A 21,792-nucleotide genomic window follows, 5' to 3' on the forward strand; every position below is an offset into this window, starting at 1 on the left:
AAATTTAAAACTTGCAGCAATATATAATATTTAAAAATATAATTTAACTTTCATTGAATCCGTTTTTTCTCTCTGTAACTGACTAAAAATAAGAAAAAACATGAAAAAATTGAACCCGCAGAAAAGCTAAACTAACGTTTGAAAACGTAAAAATAACGATGAGACATTCATTATTTGCCTAAGCGTGATCTACCTACCGTAATGCGTATGCCGTTATCGGCTTTCATTCCCTTCCGCGCATAAACTCCTTATCATATGCACAATATTTTTCAGTAAATTTTTTAACGCTTTTTTATCATTATTTACTGTACATATTTGCTGTTTAGCTTAGGATCTACCCTGACTTTGTTGATTAATCGTCCGAAGAGTGATATTTCATGGAACATGAGTACGAAACAAAACGCCCTCTCTATATACCCTACGCTGGCCCAATTTTGCTTGAATTCCCTTTGCTGAATAAAGGAAGCGCCTTCACCGAAGAAGAGCGTGCAAATTTTAACTTGCATGGTTTACTTCCTGAACAAGTAGAAACCATCGAAGAACAAGTTGAACGTGCCTACCGCCAATTAATTGATTTTAAATCAGATATTGATAAACACATTTATCTGCGAAATATTCAAGACACCAACGAAACCTTATTTTATCGCCTTATAGATGCTCACCTCACTGAAGTAATGCCTATTATCTATACCCCAACCGTGGGTGAAGCTTGTGAGCATTTCTCTGACATTTATCGTCGTGCACGTGGTTTATTTATTTCTTATCCAAATCGTGAATACATCGACGACATGCTACAAAACGCCACCAAACAAAATGTGAAAGTGATTGTTGTTACTGATGGCGAACGTATTTTAGGCCTTGGTGACCAAGGTATCGGTGGTATGGGCATCCCAATTGGGAAACTCTCTCTCTATACCGCGTGCGGGGGTATCAGCCCTGCTTATACCTTACCTATTGTTATTGACGTAGGAACCAACAACCCACAGCGTCTGAATGACCCTCTGTATATGGGATGGCGTCACCCACGTATTACGGGTGATGAATACAACGAGTTCCTTGATGAATTTGTTCAGGCAGTTAAACGCCGCTGGCCAAATGTATTATTACAATTTGAAGATTTCGCTCAGAAAAATGCGATGCCTTTATTAACCCGTTACCGTGATGAGCTATGCTGTTTCAATGATGATATTCAAGGCACCGCATCGGTTGCATTAGGTAGCTTAATTGCCGCCAGCCATGCCGCAGGCAGTAAGCTAAGCGACCAACGCGTGACTTTCTTGGGTGCAGGCTCAGCAGGCTGCGGTATTGCAGAACAAATCATCGCCCAGATGAAATCCGAAGGCTTGAGTGACGAAGAAGCGCGTTCACGTATTTATATGGTTGACCGCTTTGGTTTATTAACCGATAAACTACCTAACTTACTCGATTTCCAAGCCAAATTAACCCAAAACAGTGGGAATTTAACCGACTGGGATGTTAACAGTGACTCAATTTCACTGTTAGATGTGGTACGCAATGCCAAACCAACCATATTGATTGGTGTGTCTGGCCAAGCTGGATTATTCACAGAAGAAATCATTAAAGAGATGCATAAGCACTGTGAACGTCCTATCGTGATGCCGTTATCTAACCCAACATCACGCGTCGAAGCTCGCCCTGAAGACATTATCAATTGGACTGATGGCAAGGCCTTAGTCGCAACAGGAAGTCCATTTAGCCCTGTATCTTACAAAGACCAAGTGTTCCCAATTGCACAATGTAACAACTCCTATATCTTCCCGGGTATCGGTCTTGGTGTGATTGCCTCTGGTGCTAAACGCGTTACTGATGGCATGTTGATGGCCGCCAGCCGTGCGCTTGCCAGCTGTTCACCACTTGCCAAAAATGGTGAAGGTGCGCTATTACCTCTACTGTCTGATATTCAAGATGTCTCTCGCATTATTGCTAAACAAGTGGCAAAAGAAGCACAGATCCAAGGTGTGGCAACGGTCACCTCTGATAGCGCATTGGATGAAGCCATTGAGCGTAATTTCTGGAAACCAGAGTACCGTACCTATAAACGGACCTCGTTTTAATTTGTCATAACGGTATTGATTGAAAGGGGCTCTTTAGAGCTCCTTTTTTGTTTTTTATAGATCCGAAAAAACGAATGTCTGTTTTCTCAGATAATGATAAATTGCGCTAAACAAATCACTTATTTAAGATAACAGCCATGACTGATTAATAGGATATTGACATGACTGGCGACCTCAATGCTGCTATTCCACAGAAACCTAAGTTTTCCCTATGGGCAATAGCCCTAACGCTTTTTATTGCGGTGCTAAATATTGTTGTTTATTTTTACCAGCTCAATTATGCCGCCCCACTCGGTTCCCAAGAAAATAACTTATTATTATTTGGTGCCAATGTTTACCAACTTTCATTAACGGGGGATTGGTGGCGTTATCCAGTCAGTATGGTATTGCACTCAGGTGGTATGCATCTTGCTTTAAATACATTGGCCTTGTTTGTTATTGGGATTGAATGCGAACGCACCTATGGAAAATTTAGGATGCTCGCAATATACCTATTTTCAGGTATTGGCGCGGCATTTTTTAGTGCTTATTGGCAATACAGTGAAGCCATTAACGCCGCAGCAAACCGAGCGTCAATGAATACATGGAATAGTTTATATTTACCTGATAACACGGTATATATTACCGTTGGTATTGGCGCATCTGGCGCCATTATGGGGTTAGCTGCCGCTTCCGTAATTTATTTATTAAAAGGGATAAATAACCCAGACCTCTCTTTTGAAGAGCGCAACCAATTAAAACGCCCGCTATATAATATTATTGGGATGATTGCACTAACTCTCATCAATGGTTTGCAGTCAGGTATTGATAACGCTGCTCATATTGGTGGAGCAGTACTTGGCGCTGTTATTAGTGGCGCTTTTGTACTTGCGCCCCAAGCAACCGTCCGGACAAAACTACTCTCTAGCGGTGTCATTGTACTTATAGCTGCCGCCTTACTGGCCATAACACTAAGCCAGTTTTCTTCCCTACAAGACGAAGACCTGAACTATGAGCGCCAGTTTATTTACCAAGAAATGGCAAAAGAACTTAATCAGCGATAAAAATACCGTTTTTTCGTAAGAGATTAGTCCTATTATTGATACCGTCAATAATAGGACGCGTAAATCTAGAAAGTGAATAAATTCATTGTCATCATTACTGCACTACAGATAATTAATAACAATGTAATGTATTGGAAAGTACGTTCAGATAAACGGATCAGTAAATATTTAGCTAATGGCATCACAATCAATGCCCCTGCACACAATATCAGCGCCAGTTTTAAATCCGTATAGCCATCTTGCGCATAAGCTAAAGCAGAGGAACCAGACAACACGGTTGTTACAAAAATCGATGTACCAATTGCTTGCTTAATATTCAGTTGCATATAGCGCAGCAACATAGGGAGAACAACCACCCCACCACCAACTCCAGTTGCACCAAGTACAACACCCGCTAGGATAGCCGGCACAGCCATGGATTTTAGCTGATCCCCTTTTGCCGCTTCTTGCTTGATGATCGAAACAAAAAACATTCGCTGAACAAATAAATATAGCGAAAAAATAATGGCAGCAGCCACTAACAGGTTAATACCCCACTCGACTTGTTTTTCATACCCCGGTAATCCCCCCAACCATGTAACAAACAGACTTGAGAGAAATGTGCTCGGCAACATAATCGCTAATACAATCATAGCGCCTTTAAAGGGGATATTGCCTAATCGAAAATGCATATAAGAAGAAGAAACCTTCATTAGCATCGAAAGGAAATTGGCAGTGGCTACTGCTGCTAGTGCATTTAGCCCAAAAAAATAGGTCAGTATCGGTAAGACAATCACACCACCACCGACACCCGTTGTGCTGATAATCAGCCCAATAAGTGCGCCTATCGCTAACTCCGTTACAATCATTAACTCTTGCCTTGTATCAGTGCTCGTCGCCCTTTTTGTAATGCTTCATTTGCATCACTATCTGCTAACGTGAGGTATTTAAAAAATAATGTATCGAAAGTAATCATCTGTAACACTTGGGGGGTGATGATGCCTAATTGGGAATGTTGCTCATCATAAAAATAAGGCAAGGCGAAGTCCGCTAACTTTATCGCTTCATCTTGACCAAAACGTGTCAGTGCGACTGTCGGGCAACCTGTTTCTTTTGCAGCACGAAGCATACTATTGATTTCTTGAGTATTTCCACGCGCCGTTACTGCAATAGCTAGGTCTTCCGGCCCCAAATTTGCCGAGTAACTTAGCTGAACATGCAAATCATAACTAAACAGTGCGTGTTTATTAATGCGAATTAATTTATGGAAAATATCACTGGCAACAATGGCTGAAGACCCGACACCAAACAGCACGATACGTTTGGCCTGAAACATTTTTTGCGCGATGGTATCTACGACAGAGGGCTCAAGTAAATCCAGTGATTTTTCAATAGCCGAAATAAACATTTGCCCTGTTTTGGCGATAATCTGAGAGGTATCATCGTGACGACTCAGATTACCGTATAAACTTTCTGCTTTGTGTTGCTTCTCATCCGACAAATAATCAACTTTAAATTCAGGATAGCCACGGTACCCCATTTGGCGTGAAAAGCGGATAACAGATGCACTACTGACCCCAGCCGCCTGAGCCAATTCCGCTGCATTCATTGCGATAAGACTTTCGCGATTATCCAGCAAAAATGTGGCAATACGTTGTTCTGTGCCTTTACCGCGTGTCTGCAAGCTTTCCAGTTTTACCGTCAGTGTCGACATGGCTTTTCCTTCTAATTATTTTTCTGGATCAGTGAAGCCTATTATCATACTGGCAATGAACCCGACAATCCATGCACCTGCAACAGCAATTAAGAAATCCAATATTTGGCCATCACCCACTAATGGAATTAGCGATAACCCTGCTGTTCCAAAAGGAATGATGATCCCGACATGAAAGAACGCCATTAATGCCCCACCAGCTGCGCCGCCAATGCAACCTGCGATGAATGGTTTACCTAATGGTAATGACACACCAAATAAAAGCGGTTCACCGACACCAAAAATACCCACAGGTAACGCACCGACTAAGGTTTTCTTCAAGCGTTGGTTTTTGGTTTTTAAATAAACCCAGAAACACGAACCCACTTGCCCCATTCCCCCCATAGCTAAAATTGGGAACAAGTAATTCAGACCAAAAGTTTGTAAAATTTCAGCGTGAATTGGGATCAAACCTTGATGTAAACCCGTTAGTAATAAGAATAAGAAACTCCCCCCCAAGATACCGCCAGTCGCCACGGCACCACCGCCACTATTTAATAAAGCGACAGAAACACCTTGAGCCAAAATTTGGTTTAAGTAATGTCCTGCGGGTTGGAACACCACAATTGCGACCATCGCAGAGACTAAAATGGTCACAAATGGCGTCACGATAAGGTCTAAGCTTTCTTTAATAATGCTCCTAAACCACACTTCAAATTTAGAAGAGAAAACGACCACCATGAGCACTGCAAAAATACCCCCGGTACCCGGGACTAATTTCGAACCAAATAAGGTGATATCCGCTAACCCCGGCATCGAAAGTAACCCAGCCATGACCGCACCAATTGAGGTAGATGCACCAAGCTCTTTCGCGGTATTCACCCCAATCATAATTGAAAGATAAACAAAGACTGCGCTACCAATCAATTTTAATAACTTAAATAACTCAGGGAATTGGTCGACAACCCCCGGAGCAACCAAGCGGACGATATTGATTAGCCCCATAATTAGACCACAACCAATCAAAGCTGGAATAGTAGGAACAAATATAGCGGCTAACGTATTCAACGTACGGCGAATGGAAAACGCTTTTTTCTCCGCCGGTGCTGAACTTTCTGATGTCGTAGAGGTGCTACCTTGCATACGTTTGTTCATCACCGAAAAAACTTTCGCTGCGGTTCCCATCCCAACAATCACTTGTTGCTGTTCACCATTAAAAATAACACCTTTTACGCCCTCAATTTGTTTCAAGGACTCAGCATCAAATTTACTGTTATCTTTTAAAACTAAACGGATACGCGTCATACAATGAGTTAATGTTGCCACGTTCTCAAAGCCGCCCGCATATTTTTCTATTTCTCTGGCGAGTACTTCCAGATGTTCTATCTTATTAGCCATATGATCTCCCTGATGTTGACTGAGCCAATAACCCTGCTCTTCAACATGCTATCCCATTACTTAACGGTAATTGCTAACATGCTATCCAAGGTGGTATTTGGATGTTGTTGAACGATATCCGTCGCTTGCTGTGCATTAATTTGTAGCTCATGCATTAAAATTGCGCGTCGTGGATGATAATCCACTTGCGCTAATAACCCTGCCGCGGTGTGTTCATCAATACCGCAGACTTCACTCACAATCCGTTCTGCGCGGCGCAGTAATTTGATATTACTGGCAACAACATCAACCATTAAATTAGTATGAATACGGCCTAGTCTCCCCATCACACAAGTACTTAGCATGCCTAAAATCATTTTTTGCGCAGTACCACTTTTCATACGAGTCGAACCCGATAACACTTCAGGGCCAACATCGGGGGCAATTGCCAATTTTGCTACGTCACTTAATAACCCTCTTCCTCGCGTGGTGATAGCCACCGTTAACGCACCGATTTCATTAGCGTATTCAATACCCGCTAAGGTAAATGGTGTACGTCCACTCGCAGCAATGCCCACCACGACATCTTTGGCACAAAGTTGGCGTTTTTTTAGCTCAGCAATCGCTGATTCTGCTGAATCCTCAATATTTTCAACCGCTTTTAGCATTGCATCTTGGCCACCCGCAATAATCGATTGCACCATTTCAGGTGAAGTACCAAATGTGGGTGGACATTCTGCACTATCTAATACGGCTAACCTACCGCTAGTACCCGCGCCAATGTAAAACAAACGTCCACCTTGCTTTAAGCACTCAGCAACAGCGTCAACCACTTGAGCAATCGCAGGTAGAACAGCCTGAATGGCACCTGCAACCGTGCTATCAGCTTGGTTAATGACGTTCACCATCGATAGCGTATCCAAACGTGAAAACTGCTGCGTTTCCTGATTGAATTCATTGTGTAGACAGTTACTCAGAGTATTTTCGGCTAGAGACATTCAAATGCCCTCATGAAATTTAATTTCATTAGAAAATACATTAAATGAATTTTAATTTCAATTCAAATCACAGCAATTTCGTACCACTTAATTGCGGGTTATGATCTTACTCACAATAATAGGTTTGTATTGAAAAATACCGGTGACAAAAGCCACCGGCGATAATGCTATTTTACGAACTTACAGGTTCCGAAGGCTGATGGGATGTGAAAATCAGGTTTAACGGAATCAGGTTTGATCCAGCTAATCCATTTACGCACTTGCTTAGGTTCACCCGCGCTGAACTCTCCACGCAAAATGGCACACATTAGTGTCTGTTTGTCTGCGTCTTGCCATAAATCGAGTTTAGTGAATTCATCTAAATCAATTTTTCCCGTTAATACATAACCATTTGGCGTTATTTCACCCACGGTTTGTAATGTTTCCCAGTTCCAACTCGGGTCAACTTCACGGTAATAATTAGCTTTTGCATCGAAAGTACGCCCTTTCGGGTCCATTTCAGCCGTGTAATAAGGTTTTAATTCAGGGCTAGTCGCGAAAAAGAGTTCGACTCGGTCAGAATCTAACACCGCTTGGTCTTTATCTGGGTTATCACCTAACTGAATATCTTTATCATCTGCAATAAAACGGAAATATAGTGCGTCATCACTCCATAAAGCGCGAAAATCTGTTTTGGGAGCCACTTCCTTTTCCCATGGGTAAGTAAAATCGGTTAATACTTCTGCTTTTTCCCAGACTTCAGTACTTTTAGTCGCATCATTGAGTGATTTTAACTGATCGGTATGATTGATTTGGTACTCTTTTGCCGCCACACTTGCTGTAACAAGCACAGCGCTCGCGGCTAGTAATGTCGTTAATTTCATACTTTCCTCACCTATCGGATTAGAGAACTGTTATTCACAAAAAACCGCCAAAGAAACAATATTTCACAGAACATATAAAATATAGAATTAAAATTTCATAATATATAGCTTCATTCTATAAAAACTATCATGATGTGAAGCCGCTCACTCTTTAATGAGAATGTGATTTATCTTTTTCATCCAATGTCTGATTAATTTTAATTCAATTATTAGGCTTAATATTAGTCAACTTCGATTGGTATTCAGACATTGACATGACTTTACGTTACGCGACTTGCGTCACTAATTTAAGTCAAGTAGCCTAAAGACACAGGCCTATTGGGGCTGACAATTTCGGATTATGACTTTTTATTATCAAGGCTAGGACATGAGGAAACGTCTGTTTTTTGGTCTTATTATTCTTGCAGGGATCGCATTTACGACCATAATGTTGCTTGATCGCTGGATAAGCTGGGATACCGCCCCCTATATCTATGAAGATGTAGAAAAATTGCCTGCACGCGATGTTGGGATGGTACTTGGCACATCCAAATATTATGCCTCTGGTGTTAATAACCTCTATTATACCTATCGCATTAAAGGCGCAGCAGAGGCATACCACAGTGGAAAAGTTAAATATTTGCTCCTCAGTGGTGATAATGGCGCTCATAATTACAATGAGCCAATCAACATGCGTAAAGATTTAATTAAAGAAGGGGTTCCAGCCTCTAAAATCGTGCTCGATTTCGCAGGTTTTAGGACATTAGACTCCGTAGTACGCACTAAAAAAGTGTTTGATACCGATAATTTTACGATTATTACCCAGCGTTTTCATTGTGAACGCGCGGTCTTTATCGCCAAACATAAAGGTATTGATGCACAATGTTTAGCAGTTCCGACACCTTCTGGGATGTATAGAGTGAGAGTGCGTGAAGTGTTTGCACGGCTAGGCGCTCTGGCGGATTTATATATCTTAAAACGGGAACCTAAATTTTTAGGTGAACAAGAATCCATCCCAGCCCCCATTAAGATGCCAGCAGGAATTAAAGGCTATCCGGCGGTTTCACCGGATGAAGTCAATAAATTGAAGTAGATATAGGTAGATGAATACTCATCTACCTATGAGGTTGTTGACAAAGCGGGATAAAAGCGTGGTTTTTCCCGCTTTGTGTTATCAGCCGAAAATCAATAAATTGATTTTCCTAGTTTATTTTCAATAACCTATTCGACTTGCCGCCAAACATAATATGTTTGTCAGCAGTCTGATAGGTAGATGAATACTCATCTACCTATCAGCTTTCTCGTTAATTTGCGCCAACACCATTCAAGTGGGCCTTGCCTGAAAAACATCAACCAATAATAAGAAAACAATAAATTTGCTCCCCAAATAATGGGAACCAAGGCAAGTAATTCAACCCGCGTAAATTGACCAAAATAGCCGAATTGGTAAAACAACATGGTACAAATTAGCGTTTGCAAAATATAATTACTTAGCGCCATCCGCCCCACATATTGCAAGCCAAGAGCGACTTTGCTGTTTGCCAGTATCGTCCAAAAGCCATACACCAGAGCTATGTATCCTAAAGATTGAAATGGAATAACTAGCTCATTAATAATGTAACCAATGATTGATGTTGAAAAATAACTCCAATTGAATTGGCTTTGCATGTATAGCGAAACTATTTGGACCAATATAGATGGCAAGATAAATATGTAGGCTATTTTGCGATAGTGTTGAGCGCTAAATTGCCCTCGTAACCAACCATTTTTCATTAGCAGTGCGCCAATAATCATCAATGCCGCTAATTGCCAGCCATATTGGATAACCAACATTTCAACCATTTTGAGCATCTCTGACGCTCGATAAAGCACGCCATCCATTCCCCCCGAGGTATGTATCGCATATTCAAATGCCAGTTGCTCATCAGAGGTTTGCCAAAAACCAGAGGGGTCTACGCTACTACCCAACACGAGCAAGATAACTAACCCAATCAAATAGATTGATAGTGCTATTTTCAATAAAAAACCATCTTCATATTGATTAAGCAGATAGGTTACCAACAAGCCCGTCAATGCATAAGCCAAAAGAATATCACCATCCCAAAAACCAACCCCATGAATCACCCCGAACAGGGCTAAAACGAATAGACGGCACCGGTTCCAACGAAGAGAACGGGGTTGTAATAAAGCAAGGGTTGCCCCAAATAGGATTGAAAAAATAGCGAGAACTTTGCCTTGGAAAAGGACATTGAAAATCCCCCAGAGGTAAGCCTCTGAGTCGGGTGTTTTATTGGTGTAATAAGGGTTTAAATACGCCGCTTGTGGTAAAGCAAAAGCAAAGATATTCATTAAAAGAATACCTAAAATCGCCATACCACGAACAGCGTCAAGTTGGCCAATGCGACTTGACGGCGTCGTTGCTGTCATAAATTATAAGTGACGCACTGCACGTAAAAATTCTTGCCGTGTATTTTGGCTTGATTTAAATAACCCGCCTAATGACGTTGTTGTTGTTGCACTTGTCGCGTCACGAATACCACGTGCTTTCACGCAATAATGCACTGCATCTATACAAACAGCTACATTTGTTGTTCCCAATAATGTTTGCAGAGCAACCAAAATTTGCTGTGTTAAGCGCTCTTGCACTTGTGGACGCTGTGAGAAAAATTGCACAATTCGATTAATTTTCGATAAACCAATGACTTTATCTTTTGGAATATAGGCAACCGTGGCCTTTCCATCAATCGTAACAAAATGGTGTTCACAGGTACTTGTTAACGTAATATCACGCACAGTGACCATTTCATCCACTTTCATTTTATTTTCAATTAAAGTGATTTTTGGAAAGTTTGCGTAATCAAGCCCTGAAAAAATTTCATCAACATACATTTTTGCGATGCGACGAGGGGTATCAGCTAAACTGTCATCGGTTAAATCCAAATTCAGTAGCGTCATGATCTCTGTCATGTGCCCTTCAATCAGTTTCTTACGTTCGTCGCCTGATTTTGGCTGAATACGTAAAGGCGTTTCTAAGCCTCTAGCCTCCAGCGCGGCATGAACTAATTCGGCCTCTTTACTCAGAGATGACATGTGATCCTCCACAAATGGTATAACTATTTTTATAAAATGCAGGTGTGCGGTACTCTAAAACAGCAGGTAGAGATAATCCAGTACAACATCGTTAATCGCTGTGAAATATTTGCATTTAGCCCTGTAATTTATTCACAAGATGAATACATACATTAAAAGGTTTTACACCTTATATAAGGTGATTAGTAGCACATTTTTTATCAATGTTTTAACCTTGAATGGCGATAAACGAATAAACTTGAAATGATTAACGCAATAAATAATCTAAAAATTGGTCATTTCATGTGTAATTTTGTCTGCGTTAATGCCTCCCTATTCGTTAAATCTAACCAAAAGCTATCTGTAATCAATTTCTATTCATTCACGCACTAATGGATTTCTGCCATAATATGCATCACGAACACATTTTAAAGCCTCAAGGCAGATAACAATAATGAGGGTCATTATTTATGGATCAGTGTCATACTAACGATTTGATTTCTCTAGATGTTGCATTGGAAAAATTACTATCTCAAACGAAAACCGTCACAGATACAGAAATCATTCCACTGACCTCCTCTGCACAACGCATCATTGCGACAGACCTGATTTCCCCTATCAATGTTCCACCATTTGATAATTCTGCTATGGATGGTTATGGCTTACGTTTCGCCGATTGGGATGGTAAAACGCCAATGCCTGTAGCAGGTAAATCTTTTGCGGGTAACCCGATGGAAGGTGAACTAAAAGCAGGTTGCTGCGTACGTATTATGACAGGCGCACCAATTCCACAAGGAGTGGATACCGTTGTGATGCAAGAATCTACACAACAAACGGACCAAGGTATTGTATTCACCCAACCAATTAAACAAGGTAGTAATATCCGCAAAGCAGGGGAAGATATCACCCAAGGCAGTGCCGTATTCCCTGCGGGCACCTTACTAACGACCGCTCAGCTACCTTTAATTGCTTCACTGGGTATTGCTGATGTCACCGTATATCGCCGCCTTAAAGTTGCCGTTTTTTCAACGGGAGATGAGCTACAAGCCGTCGGCCTTCCTTTAGCAGATGGGCAAATTTATGATACTAACCGTTTTACCGTTCGTCTGATGCTGGAAAAACTTAATTGTGAAGTGCTTGATTTAGGGGTAATACCGGACTCGCCCGAAAAACTCAAGCAAACCTTTATCGAAGCTAACCAACACGCTGATTTAGTGATCAGTAGTGGCGGTGTTTCCGTAGGTGAAGCCGACTATACCAAACAAATTTTGGATGAATTAGGCACCATTGGTTTTTGGAAGTTAGCCATTAAACCAGGAAAACCCTTTGCTTTTGGTAAGCTGAGCGACGCTTGGTTTTGTGGGCTACCGGGGAACCCTGTTTCCGCCGCACTCACCTTCTATCAATTGGTTCAACCGCTGATTGCCCGCCTTTCAGGACACAGCCAATGGCGTGCTCCGCTACGCTTTAAGGTTCCAGTGACCACCGCGTTGAAGAAAAGCCCGGGCCGTTTAGATTTTCAACGAGGAATTCTAAGCACCAATGAGCAAGGGCAGTTGCAAGTCGCCACGACGGGTCACCAAGGCTCACATGTGTTTAGTTCATTTAGTTTAGCCAACTGTTTTATTGTCCTTGAAAGAGAACGTGGGCGCGTTGAAGCAGGTGAAATGGTTGAAGTCGAAATGTTTAACTATTTATTAAAAAGTGAATAATAACAGTGCAAGAGCTTAGCGATCCGGAAATGTTGCGGTACAACCGCCAAATTATCCTCCGTGGGTTTGATTTCGATGGGCAGGAAAAACTTAAAGCTGGCAAAGTACTGGTTATTGGCCTTGGCGGTTTAGGCTGTGCCGCAACTCAATACCTTGCTGCTGCTGGTGTCGGTCATCTGACATTGGTGGATTTCGATACCGTGTCATTGTCTAACTTGCAACGGCAAATTTTGCACCGTGACGTCACCATTGGTACACCGAAAGTTGATTCAGCTAAAGCGCAACTTGCTGCCATTAACCCATATATTCAAATTGACACCGTCAATGCACAACTTGATGATGCACAACTTGATGAATTAATTATGCATCATGATGTGATCTTAGACTGCACAGATAACGTTGCCATTCGTGAACAGCTCAACCGCTTGTGTTTACCACAGAAAAAACCACTGGTTTCAGGTGCTGCTATTCGCATGGAAGGGCAATTATCTGTTTTCACTTATGAAGAAAACACCCCTTGCTATCACTGTTTAAGCCGTTTATTTGGCGAAAATAACTTAACTTGTGTGGAAGCAGGGGTTATGTCCCCTTTAGTCGGTACCATTGGTACGCTAGAAGCGATGGAAACCATTAAATTATTAGCTAATTATGGGAAAGTTAATTCAGGAAAAGTATTGCTATTTGATGCAATGACCATGGATTTTCGCCAATTTAAACTTAGCAAAGACCCGCATTGTGAAGTCTGTGCTAAAGGCTAACTGCTAAATTTTCGGGCAAGTTGGCTTTTCTCATCATTCAGGCGAGGCTTTTCTCGCCTTTTTCCTATTTTTATTACATCAAAATTAAGAATAATCCGAAAAAATAATTTAATTGCCCTTTCACCTTATACTATCTCTCTTTTGTGGTGCTTGATGGTTTAAATATCACCACTGTTTATTCTTTTGATAAAGTTACTGAGAGTATGAATATGCAATTCCCTCCTTGCCCGAAATGCCAGTCTGAATACACCTATACTGATAACGATATGTATATCTGCCCTGAGTGCGCGCATGAATGGAATGATGCCGAACCTGTAGCTGATATTGATGAATTGATTGTAAAAGATGCCAATGGCAACCTGTTAGCTGATGGTGATACCATCACGGTTATTAAAGATCTCAAAGTCAAAGGCAGCTCTTCTATGCTAAAAATTGGTACCCGCGTTAAAGGTATCCGTTTGGTCGAAGGCGACCACAATATCGACTGTAAAATTGATGGTTTCGGTCAAATGAAATTGAAATCTGAGTTTGTGAAGAAAAACTAAGTTTACTTCACCCATTAAAAAGCCCTCAAAATTTGAGGGCTTTTTGTTTCTAATCTAAAAACTCTATTTAGATAACCACACCTTGGCTTGTCAGGTATTCATCATAAGTACCTTTGAAATCAATGACTTTATCTTCTTTGATTTCTAAAATACGGCTCGCTAACGAGCTAACAAACTCACGGTCATGAGAAACGAAAATTAATGTACCTTTGTATAATTCGAGGGCTAAGTTTAATGACTCGATAGATTCCATATCCAAGTGGTTAGTTGGCTCATCCATAATCAAAATATTTGGCTGTTGCATCATTAACTTACCAAATAACATACGCCCTTGTTCACCACCGGATAACACTTTAACTTTCTTTTTAATGTCATCTTGAGAAAACAGTAAACGGCCTAAAATACTGCGCACCGCTTGCTCGTCATCCCCTTCACTTTTCCACTGACTCATCCAGTCAAACACGGTTAAATCCGTTTCAAAATCTTCTGCGTGGTCTTGGGCATAGTATCCAATGCTGCTGTTTTCTGACCATTTAACCATCCCGCTCGTTGCAGGCTGTTCACCCACCAGCGTTTTTAAGAATGTAGTTTTACCGATACCATTAGCACCAATGACAGCCATTTTTTCGCCAACTTCCAGTAATAAATTGACGTTTTTGAATAATGGCCCTTGGTCATAACCGTTCGTTACAGCTTCTAATTCAAGCGCATTTCGGAACAATTTTTTCTCTTGTTCAAAACGAATAAATGGATTTTGTCGGCTAGACGCTTTCACTTCATCCAATTGAATTTTATCAATTTGACGTGCGCGTGAAGTCGCTTGTTTCGATTTAGATGCGTTAGCGCTAAAGCGGCTAACAAAAGATTGCAGTTCTGCAATTTGTGCTTTTTTCTTCGCGTTATCTGCCAGTAAACGCTCACGTGCTTGAGTTGCCGCGATCATATATTCATCATAGTTACCAGTGAATAAACGCAATTCACCGTAATCTAGATCAGCCATATGGGTACATACGGTATTTAAAAAGTGCCTATCATGGGAAATAATGATCATAGTACAGTTACGATCGTTCAGCACTTGTTCTAACCAACGAATCGTATCGATATCCAAGTTATTCGTCGGCTCATCGAGTAATAAGATATCAGGGTCAGAAAATAGGGCTTGAGCCAACAGTACCCGCAGCTTCCAGCCTGGCGCGACTTCACTCATCGGCCCATAGTGTTGTTCAACAGGAATACCCACACCCAGTAATAATTCACCTGCGCGCGCTTCCGCGCTATAACCGTCCATTTCACCATAAGCGACTTCTAGGTCAGCCACACGGTAGCCGTCTTCTTCGCTCATTTCAGGTAAGGCGTAGATTCTATCGCGCTCTTGTTTGACGTCCCACAGCTCGCTATGGCCCATAATCACGGTATCAAGTACGGTAAATTCTTCAAATGCGAACTGATCTTGGCGAAGTTTACCAATACGCTCATTTGGATCAGTCGTGCTCACATTTCCAGCTGTAGGGGTTAAATCTCCCCCTAAAATCTTCATAAACGTGGATTTACCCGCGCCATTTGCGCCGATCAAACCATAACGGTTGCCTGTGCCAAATTTAACTGAAATGTTTTCAAACAGTGGCTTACTGCCAAACTGCATAGTGATATTGTTCGTTGTTAACACTGCTATGCCTTAAATTAAACGGTGTAAAATAGCCTGCGATGATTAGGGGTCTATGACCACAGCGTGCAAAACAACCCAAAATAGTGATTTGAGCAGCAAAATACACTCCATGTATGGTCATTAGAGTATGGCAGGTATAAATAGCGGCGCATTATGCCATATTACACCGCTTAGATCTTGTGCTGTTTTCAGCAAATTGATTAACACGAAAGGAAAGGCTGACTAAATGCCAAACTAAAGAGCGATCCCCATAGTACGGCTGATCTCGGTTAGCCCTTCTCGCTCATAAAATTTAATCGCTTTATGGTTTTGCGCTAACACTGACAGCTCCAAGTGGCTCAATTGTCTACCCTTCGCCCATGCTTTCATCGCATTTAGTAATTTTTGGCCTACTTTTTCACCACGGAAATTAGGAGCAACCACTAGGTCAAAGATATAACCAAAATTTCGAGGAACAACACAGTTATAAGGGTCAGCAGCTTGTTGTTGTGCAATACAAAACCCTTTAATCTCACTGTTAAATTCAGCAACTAATAAACAAAATTTATCGTCAATAATCGCATTTTCAATAAATTCCCTAGTCTGCTCCGCTGGTTGTAAACGTTCAGGGTCGAATAATGCCATTTCCGAAAACAAAATTTGGTAAAGCGATAAAATGGATTCTACATCACTTTTAATAGCTTCCCTTATCATGCATTCCTCTCTGTGATTTTAATATTAACGCTAGTCGTAGGTTTTAATTGGTGGGGCGACATAAGATTCAAAACTTTCTAATAACTCAGCGGGAGAATCATTCACAATCGCCATATGACGGTATTTTTCATGGAGGAAACCTTCATCTGCCATCTTATTTGTCATATCAATCAATGGTTGCCAATAATTATTAATATTAAATAAAGCGCATGGCTTAGCATGTAAACCAATTTGGCTCCAAGTAAATACTTCTGCATACTCTTCAAGCGTGCCATAACCGCCAGGCAAAGCGACAAAGGCATCCGCAAGCTCAATCATTTTACTTTTACGCTGATGCATCGTTTCAACTTTATACAACTCAGTTAAATTCTTATGAGAAATTTCACGTTCTTCTAGCAATGATGGGATCACCCCAATCGCTTTTCCCCCTAATGACAATACGGTATCAGCAACTGTCCCCATAATTCCCACGCTCGCTCCACCATAGACTAACGTGATATCACGTTTAACCATTTCTTTAGCAAACTCAATGGCTTTTTGCTGATAGACCTCATTTTTTCCCATACTGGAACCACAATACACTGCAATACTTTTAATTTTTCCCATTTGTTCCTCATTTTCCATTTTTATTGTGACTTTTTAGTTAAAGCACTGAATTATACGAGCCTAATACAGAAGCTCAAGCTTCACTCTTCGCCATAATAAAATGAGACTTACTCATGTTTATAGCACTGCTATTCACCTAAACCAACATGTTGACAACCAATAAAGCACATTTACCCCCTTATTCTCTATAGCTAAACCATAAACAAATATAAAGCCGTGCTGTTTTATGAGATAATCTTTAAGAAATTATTTTTCATCACTGAATACTTATTTTCTAAATATTTATTATCAATTAAGTTACGTTTTCCGAGGTTTACTTATTTATGTCTGCCGACACTAAAAAGAGCGCATTTCCGCTATTACCTATAGGGTTATTACTGCTTGCAATGACCTCTATTCAAAGCGGAGCTTCTTTAGCTAAAACTTTATTTCCTGTTATCGGCGCTCCCGGTGTTACTGGTTTACGTTTATTGCTTGCTACTATTATTTTGTTCGTTATTTTTAAGCCTTGGCGTTTAAAATTCAGAAAAAATTCGCTAGTTCCATTGCTTGCTTATGGGTTATCCCTAGGTACGATGAATTATTTGTTTTACCTATCTCTTGAACGAATTCCATTAGGGATAGCTGTTGCTTTAGAATTTACTGGTCCTTTAGCCGTTGCGATGTTTTCTTCTCGCCGTCCGATTGATTTTTTATGGATAGCCCTTGTTATTGTTGGGTTATTATTCTTACTTCCAATCGGAGATAATATTGATTCCATTGATACACTCGGTGCTCTCTATGCTCTCGGAGCCGGTGTCTGCTGGGGGTTATATATTATATTCGGGCAACGTGCAGGAGCGGGTTACGGTGCAGCAACCGTTGCAATAGGTTCATTTATTTCTGCCATGATCTTCTTCCCTATCGGCTTAATGCAAACAGGTGTCGAGGTGATGTTCGACCCCTCAATTTTACCTATTGCACTAGCAGTCGCGATTTTATCAACCGCATTTCCTTATACATTAGAAATGATCGCGCTAACGCGTTTACCAGCCCGAACTTTTGGTACATTGATGAGCCTTGAACCTTGTATGGGCGCATTTTTAGGAATTGTTTTCCTAAATGAGCACTTAACGATGACTCAATGGTTGGCATTATTATGTATTGTCTGTGCTTCTATTGGCTCCACCTCAACAGCAGTACCAAAGTCAAAAATCGAAAAAGTGTCCTAGCCACTAAAAGCTCGAAGCAAACAAAGACAATCAAGGTTAATAAATTCGATATATTGATATTTATTAACCTTTTTTCGTGTAAAGTTTTATTCATCAATTTGAAATAATCTATTTTTATTTCTAGTTTATGCTTTAAATAAAAATTTATTATCTCTATCGCACTTATTGTCAAAAACGATTAGTACCGAAGATCCACAATTAATTAACGGTTAATAAAGTATATCGAATAGACCTATTAAATTAATCGTTTATTACATTATGACAAATTAGTTTGGTTATTTTATATTTATTGACAGATGAGGTTACTAAACAAATTCATATTTAAGAGAGGATGAATCATGAGCACAGCTAAATTATTTAAAGCATCTTCAAATGAACTTTTATATACACGTAATGATATGGAAGACAGCGTAAAATTGGAAACCATTGGAATTCTTAATGTTATGGTGGTCCATTTTACCGATCTCTCTCTAATGACTAAACAAGCCCACTGGAATATGCGTGGCCGTAATTTTATTGCTATCCATGAAATGCTAGATGGCTTTAGAACCACGTTAGTTGAACATTTAGATGAATTCGCAGAGCGCGCGGTTCAATTGGGAGGTGTTGCTATTGGTACAACGCAAGAAGTTAACCGCTTCACCTCGTTAGAAGCTTACCCAATTAATATCCATAGCGTACAAGACCACTTAAAAGCGTTAGCCGACCGCTATGCTATTGTCGCGAATGATATCCGTAAAGCCATTGATGAAGTGGAAGACGAAGACACTGCGGATATGTTTACCGCAGCTTCCCGCGATATGGATAAATTCCTCTGGTTCTTAGAAGCAAATATTGAGTAATGTCGTAAATAGAGTCAATTAAAATTGACCAATGGCCACTGTAGAGTGGCCATTTTATTTGCGAGTCATTAACTATAATCAAACTGTTATTCAAATACCTAAAAATAAAATAAGTTAACTTAGTTATTTACTGTTTTTAGGTATTTCAGGTTGTTCTATAGGAAATACAGGTAATGCATTTAATAGCCTTTTACCATAATTTTTAGTTAGCAAACGTTTATCATAAATAATAATTTCACCATAGCACTCATGACTACGAATCAACCTACCTGCTTGCTGTATCAAGTTAAATGAGGCGCTAGGTAAACTTTGTACTTCAAATGGGTATCGCTTCAATGATTTCAACCAATCCCCTTCGGTGATAATCACAGGGTTTGTTACTGGTGGAAATGCAATTTTATGGATATGGACCTGAGTTAAATATTCCCCTTTTAGGTCTAACCCCTCAGCAAACGATTGTAAGCCAATTAAGGCACTAGATTGCCCTTGGTTAATTCTTTCGCAATGTGTTTCGACTAACCGGTAACGTGGTTGATCTCCTTGAACTAAAAGCTGCAAACGCAAATCCTTTACGTGCTCAAGAAAACCTTCCATCGCTCTTTGGCTACTAAATAAAACCAGTACTCCACGGTGAGTATTTTTAGTGAATTGTTCACGGAAAAATACTGCCATTTCCGCTAAGTGTTCAGCTTCAGTGTTTATCGTTGGCTCATATTCCATTTTAGGAATAATAATTTTTCCTTGCTCAACATGGTTAAAAGGAGAAGACAATGTCACGAAGCGGTCATCACTTTTTTCGGATAACCCAGTAAGTTCCATAAAACGTGAATAACTGTTCAATGACCTCAGTGTTGCCGAGGTAATCACAATATGAGGAACATTTCGCCATAACAAATGTTGTAATTGTTCGCTGACTCGGATCCCTGCACAATGCATAAAGAAGCGAGATTGGTTTTTCTCATAACGCCGACTTAACCATTTTGATACAGGGGCACCTGAACTTTGTTCTAATGCCGCCAACCGCCAAAGCTTCGACATATTTTCAAAGTACCCCATAGCCCTACTAGTCACAATAATGGAGCGATGTAAGCGGACAATATCTTGCTTCGCAGTTTGTTCCGTCAAATCATTTAAGATGGCTTCCGCCAGCCCCTGTAATGCATCAGTTTGCTTAAACAAGGCCTGACAGCTCAGTTGCATAGCTTCAGGCAATACACCAAGCGGAAATAAATATTCAGTTTCTTTTGATGTTTCTGGTAATAATGCATTCGCTAATAATGAGAAATCACGAAATGTTTCACGTAATTTTTCTGCATGTTGCTGTAACCGTTCGGGGTTAGCTAACTTTGGTGGCTTCGCCGGACGAAATTGCCCCATGTACTGCCCAACATGCTGAATAAAGCTATCAAGCTGTGCCGTTAGTTGAACTAACGTAATTTCGCCTTCAACTTCAAGGGCATCCCTTGCTACATCCGGAACATGATGGCCTTCATCAAGCACTAATAATAAATTTTTCGGGTCAGGTAATACCGATTCACTTTCCATTGCAGCCATAACTAACGCATGATTAGCAACCACCACATCGGCATCTTCGATTTCTCGCCTAGCAATAAAAAATGGGCAACGCTGATAAAATTGACAATTACGACCTAAACAATTCATTTTATCTGTGCTGACTTTGCGCCATAAGCTATCACTAAATGCACGTTTGTGGTGATCCCTTAGCCCATCCCATGCAAAACTCTGAAAGTCATGCCGCAGTTGCTGACAAATAGCCCGCTCTTCACTATTCGCAATTTCTGTTTTATCTTCCACCAATAACATTAAATCAATTTGTTCGCCTTCCGCGGCACAAATAGCTTCTAAATTACGAGGGCAAACATAACGAGCACGCCCAAACGCCCCTGTATATTTTAAATCAGGAATAATTTTGCTTAATAAGGGTAAATCTTTACTATAAATTTGATCTTGTAATGCCACATTCGCTGTACTAACCACTAAGGTTTTACCTTCTTCCCTACCAACCGCTATCCCCGGTATTAAATAAGATAGCGTTTTACCCACCCCAGTAGGTGCTTCTATGACCAAATGGCGGCCGTCATCATCTGCTAAATTTTTTGCAACTTGCGCGATCATCTGCCGCTGCGGGGCTCGGGAAACAAACCCGTCAATTTGTACGGACAACCCTTTATACCACTGAGTTATTTGTTCTTTAGTTTTATTCGACAGGGACATAAATTATGCAGGTGACCAAAGTTAAAATGAAAGATAACGAAACTGACAACAATACGGAATATGTAAAAAACGCTTTTGCCAACCGCTTCGCAAAACTACTGTATTAATACCCATTATACATAAAAATTGGGAAGCTTTTTGCAAAACGCCCATTCTGCAACAGAAAAAATAGCTTTTAACTTGTTTGCAACACTCATCCGGTTATACTTTGAGTTCTTATATCATTTGGATTTTTATCACTAGGCAGGCTATAGAAAATGAAAAAGGTTGTTATCGCACTTTGCGCATTATGCGCTTTTGGTTCTGTAGGCGGTATTGTTTTAGCGGGTATGAACATTTATACACGTTCAACCACACCACTTGAGCAAGGGCAACCGCAATCCCCTTCAGCACTGCCAGCACCCAATCAAATTCAGTAATTTTAAAATAATTTATCAGCCCAGGATGG

At 40.6% G+C, this 21,792-nt stretch carries 20 protein-coding genes; 9 read left to right on the forward strand and 11 right to left on the reverse strand.

Features of this window, described 5'->3' with window-relative positions:
- Positions 1 to 377 precede the first annotated feature (377 nt).
- Both P3L40_RS15905 and P3L40_RS15910 read left to right on the forward strand, forming a co-directional pair.
- Complete coding sequence (locus P3L40_RS15905) at positions 378 to 2,075, forward strand: NAD-dependent malic enzyme (RefSeq protein WP_004256541.1); 1,698 nt, start codon at positions 378 to 380, stop codon at positions 2,073 to 2,075.
- A gap of 161 nt (positions 2,076 to 2,236) precedes the next feature.
- On the forward strand, positions 2,237 to 3,118 hold the full coding sequence (locus P3L40_RS15910) for a rhomboid family intramembrane serine protease (RefSeq protein WP_210852904.1): 882 nt from the start codon (positions 2,237 to 2,239) through the stop codon (positions 3,116 to 3,118).
- A gap of 65 nt (positions 3,119 to 3,183) precedes the next feature.
- Here the strand turns inward: P3L40_RS15910 and P3L40_RS15915 are convergent, their stop codons facing one another.
- From P3L40_RS15915 to P3L40_RS15935, 5 genes are all read right to left on the reverse strand, one after another.
- Positions 3,184 to 3,966 carry a sulfite exporter TauE/SafE family protein gene (locus tag P3L40_RS15915; protein WP_272515391.1) on the reverse strand — a complete coding sequence of 261 codons (783 nt, stop codon included), beginning with the start codon at positions 3,964 to 3,966 and terminating at the stop codon, positions 3,184 to 3,186.
- Complete coding sequence (locus P3L40_RS15920) at positions 3,966 to 4,811, reverse strand: MurR/RpiR family transcriptional regulator (RefSeq protein ID WP_004256548.1); 846 nt, start codon at positions 4,809 to 4,811, stop codon at positions 3,966 to 3,968. Before P3L40_RS15920 ends, P3L40_RS15915 begins: the two co-directional genes overlap by 1 nt.
- Before the next feature lie 15 nt (positions 4,812 to 4,826).
- A complete protein-coding gene (locus P3L40_RS15925; protein WP_210852908.1) occupies positions 4,827 to 6,188 on the reverse strand; it encodes a PTS transporter subunit EIIC in 1,362 nt (453 codons plus the stop codon).
- A 56-nt stretch (positions 6,189 to 6,244) separates the two neighbouring features.
- Entirely contained in the window at positions 6,245 to 7,165 is a 921-nt protein-coding gene (gene murQ, locus P3L40_RS15930) for an N-acetylmuramic acid 6-phosphate etherase (RefSeq protein WP_004256554.1), read from the reverse strand.
- Between the two features lie 167 nt (positions 7,166 to 7,332).
- A complete protein-coding gene (locus P3L40_RS15935; RefSeq protein WP_094962439.1) occupies positions 7,333 to 8,028 on the reverse strand; it encodes a sugar-binding protein in 696 nt (231 codons plus the stop codon).
- A 367-nt stretch (positions 8,029 to 8,395) separates the two neighbouring features.
- Between P3L40_RS15935 and sanA the strand changes: the two genes are divergently transcribed.
- The gene (gene sanA / locus P3L40_RS15940; protein ID WP_004256559.1) at positions 8,396 to 9,100 is read left to right on the forward strand and encodes an outer membrane permeability protein SanA; all 705 of its coding nucleotides are present in this window, start codon (positions 8,396 to 8,398) and stop codon (positions 9,098 to 9,100) included.
- 188 nt (positions 9,101 to 9,288) lie between these two features.
- On the opposite strand, the gene yeiB is transcribed toward sanA, so the two are convergent.
- Positions 9,289 to 10,434: a DUF418 domain-containing protein YeiB gene (yeiB, locus tag P3L40_RS15945; protein ID WP_153673648.1), complete on the reverse strand. Its 1,146-nt coding sequence runs from the start codon at positions 10,432 to 10,434 to the stop codon at positions 9,289 to 9,291.
- Positions 10,435 to 10,437: 3 nt separating this feature from the next.
- A complete protein-coding gene (folE, locus tag P3L40_RS15950) occupies positions 10,438 to 11,097 on the reverse strand; it encodes a GTP cyclohydrolase I FolE (protein ID WP_004256561.1) in 660 nt (219 codons plus the stop codon).
- Positions 11,098 to 11,546: 449 nt separating this feature from the next.
- Between folE and moeA the strand changes: the two genes are divergently transcribed.
- From moeA to P3L40_RS15965, 3 genes are all read left to right on the forward strand, one after another.
- Positions 11,547 to 12,788: a molybdopterin molybdotransferase MoeA gene (gene moeA / locus P3L40_RS15955; protein WP_004256562.1), complete on the forward strand. Its 1,242-nt coding sequence runs from the start codon at positions 11,547 to 11,549 to the stop codon at positions 12,786 to 12,788.
- A gap of 5 nt (positions 12,789 to 12,793) precedes the next feature.
- The gene (gene moeB / locus P3L40_RS15960; protein WP_004256563.1) at positions 12,794 to 13,546 is read left to right on the forward strand and encodes a molybdopterin-synthase adenylyltransferase MoeB; all 753 of its coding nucleotides are present in this window, start codon (positions 12,794 to 12,796) and stop codon (positions 13,544 to 13,546) included.
- A gap of 209 nt (positions 13,547 to 13,755) precedes the next feature.
- Positions 13,756 to 14,091, forward strand: coding sequence for a zinc ribbon domain-containing protein YjdM (locus P3L40_RS15965; RefSeq protein WP_004909208.1), 336 nt, complete (start codon positions 13,756 to 13,758; stop codon positions 14,089 to 14,091).
- Between the two features lie 67 nt (positions 14,092 to 14,158).
- Here P3L40_RS15965 and P3L40_RS15970 read toward each other — a convergent pair whose 3' ends face one another.
- The 3 genes from P3L40_RS15970 to P3L40_RS15980 all read right to left on the reverse strand — a co-directional run bounded on the left by P3L40_RS15970 (position 14,159) and on the right by P3L40_RS15980 (position 17,056).
- The gene (locus P3L40_RS15970) at positions 14,159 to 15,733 is read right to left on the reverse strand and encodes an ABC-F family ATPase (RefSeq protein ID WP_004256567.1); all 1,575 of its coding nucleotides are present in this window, start codon (positions 15,731 to 15,733) and stop codon (positions 14,159 to 14,161) included.
- A gap of 258 nt (positions 15,734 to 15,991) precedes the next feature.
- Positions 15,992 to 16,450 (reverse strand): GNAT family N-acetyltransferase, encoded by a 459-nt coding sequence (locus P3L40_RS15975; protein WP_136135086.1) that lies wholly within the window; start codon positions 16,448 to 16,450, stop codon positions 15,992 to 15,994.
- A gap of 30 nt (positions 16,451 to 16,480) precedes the next feature.
- A complete protein-coding gene (locus P3L40_RS15980; protein WP_096864124.1) occupies positions 16,481 to 17,056 on the reverse strand; it encodes a TIGR00730 family Rossman fold protein in 576 nt (191 codons plus the stop codon).
- Positions 17,057 to 17,379: 323 nt separating this feature from the next.
- On the opposite strand from P3L40_RS15980, the gene rhtA reads away from it, so the two are divergent.
- Complete coding sequence (gene rhtA / locus P3L40_RS15985) at positions 17,380 to 18,267, forward strand: threonine/homoserine exporter RhtA (protein ID WP_004256572.1); 888 nt, start codon at positions 17,380 to 17,382, stop codon at positions 18,265 to 18,267.
- A 338-nt stretch (positions 18,268 to 18,605) separates the two neighbouring features.
- On the forward strand, positions 18,606 to 19,109 hold the full coding sequence (gene dps, locus P3L40_RS15990; protein ID WP_004256573.1) for a DNA starvation/stationary phase protection protein Dps: 504 nt from the start codon (positions 18,606 to 18,608) through the stop codon (positions 19,107 to 19,109).
- A gap of 123 nt (positions 19,110 to 19,232) precedes the next feature.
- Here dps and dinG read toward each other — a convergent pair whose 3' ends face one another.
- The gene (gene dinG, locus P3L40_RS15995; protein WP_094962432.1) at positions 19,233 to 21,344 is read right to left on the reverse strand and encodes an ATP-dependent DNA helicase DinG; all 2,112 of its coding nucleotides are present in this window, start codon (positions 21,342 to 21,344) and stop codon (positions 19,233 to 19,235) included.
- Positions 21,345 to 21,601: 257 nt separating this feature from the next.
- On the opposite strand from dinG, the gene P3L40_RS16000 reads away from it, so the two are divergent.
- On the forward strand, positions 21,602 to 21,763 hold the full coding sequence (locus P3L40_RS16000; RefSeq protein WP_004256593.1) for a hypothetical protein: 162 nt from the start codon (positions 21,602 to 21,604) through the stop codon (positions 21,761 to 21,763).
- The last annotated feature ends 29 nt before the right edge of the window (positions 21,764 to 21,792 follow it).

Origin of the sequence: Providencia sp. PROV040 (assembly GCF_032706145.1) — a bacterium.
GTDB classification, from domain to species: domain Bacteria; phylum Pseudomonadota; class Gammaproteobacteria; order Enterobacterales; family Enterobacteriaceae; genus Providencia; species Providencia hangzhouensis.

Coding starts and splice junctions, on each gene's coding strand:
- P3L40_RS15905 (WP_004256541.1), top strand. CDS start 378: ATGGAACATGAGTACGAAACAAAACGCCCTCTCTATATACCCTACGCT.
- P3L40_RS15910 (WP_210852904.1), top strand. CDS start 2,237: ATGACTGGCGACCTCAATGCTGCTATTCCACAGAAACCTAAGTTTTCC.
- P3L40_RS15915 (WP_272515391.1), bottom strand. CDS start 3,966: ATGATTGTAACGGAGTTAGCGATAGGCGCACTTATTGGGCTGATTATC.
- P3L40_RS15920 (WP_004256548.1), bottom strand. CDS start 4,811: ATGTCGACACTGACGGTAAAACTGGAAAGCTTGCAGACACGCGGTAAA.
- P3L40_RS15925 (WP_210852908.1), bottom strand. CDS start 6,188: ATGGCTAATAAGATAGAACATCTGGAAGTACTCGCCAGAGAAATAGAA.
- murQ (WP_004256554.1), bottom strand. CDS start 7,165: ATGTCTCTAGCCGAAAATACTCTGAGTAACTGTCTACACAATGAATTC.
- P3L40_RS15935 (WP_094962439.1), bottom strand. CDS start 8,028: ATGAAATTAACGACATTACTAGCCGCGAGCGCTGTGCTTGTTACAGCA.
- sanA (WP_004256559.1), top strand. CDS start 8,396: ATGAGGAAACGTCTGTTTTTTGGTCTTATTATTCTTGCAGGGATCGCA.
- yeiB (WP_153673648.1), bottom strand. CDS start 10,434: ATGACAGCAACGACGCCGTCAAGTCGCATTGGCCAACTTGACGCTGTT.
- folE (WP_004256561.1), bottom strand. CDS start 11,097: ATGTCATCTCTGAGTAAAGAGGCCGAATTAGTTCATGCCGCGCTGGAG.
- moeA (WP_004256562.1), top strand. CDS start 11,547: ATGGATCAGTGTCATACTAACGATTTGATTTCTCTAGATGTTGCATTG.
- P3L40_RS15965 (WP_004909208.1), top strand. CDS start 13,756: ATGCAATTCCCTCCTTGCCCGAAATGCCAGTCTGAATACACCTATACT.
- P3L40_RS15970 (WP_004256567.1), bottom strand. CDS start 15,733: ATGCAGTTTGGCAGTAAGCCACTGTTTGAAAACATTTCAGTTAAATTT.
- P3L40_RS15975 (WP_136135086.1), bottom strand. CDS start 16,450: ATGATAAGGGAAGCTATTAAAAGTGATGTAGAATCCATTTTATCGCTT.
- P3L40_RS15980 (WP_096864124.1), bottom strand. CDS start 17,056: ATGGGAAAAATTAAAAGTATTGCAGTGTATTGTGGTTCCAGTATGGGA.
- rhtA (WP_004256572.1), top strand. CDS start 17,380: ATGTCTGCCGACACTAAAAAGAGCGCATTTCCGCTATTACCTATAGGG.
- dps (WP_004256573.1), top strand. CDS start 18,606: ATGAGCACAGCTAAATTATTTAAAGCATCTTCAAATGAACTTTTATAT.
- dinG (WP_094962432.1), bottom strand. CDS start 21,344: ATGTCCCTGTCGAATAAAACTAAAGAACAAATAACTCAGTGGTATAAA.
- P3L40_RS16000 (WP_004256593.1), top strand. CDS start 21,602: ATGAAAAAGGTTGTTATCGCACTTTGCGCATTATGCGCTTTTGGTTCT.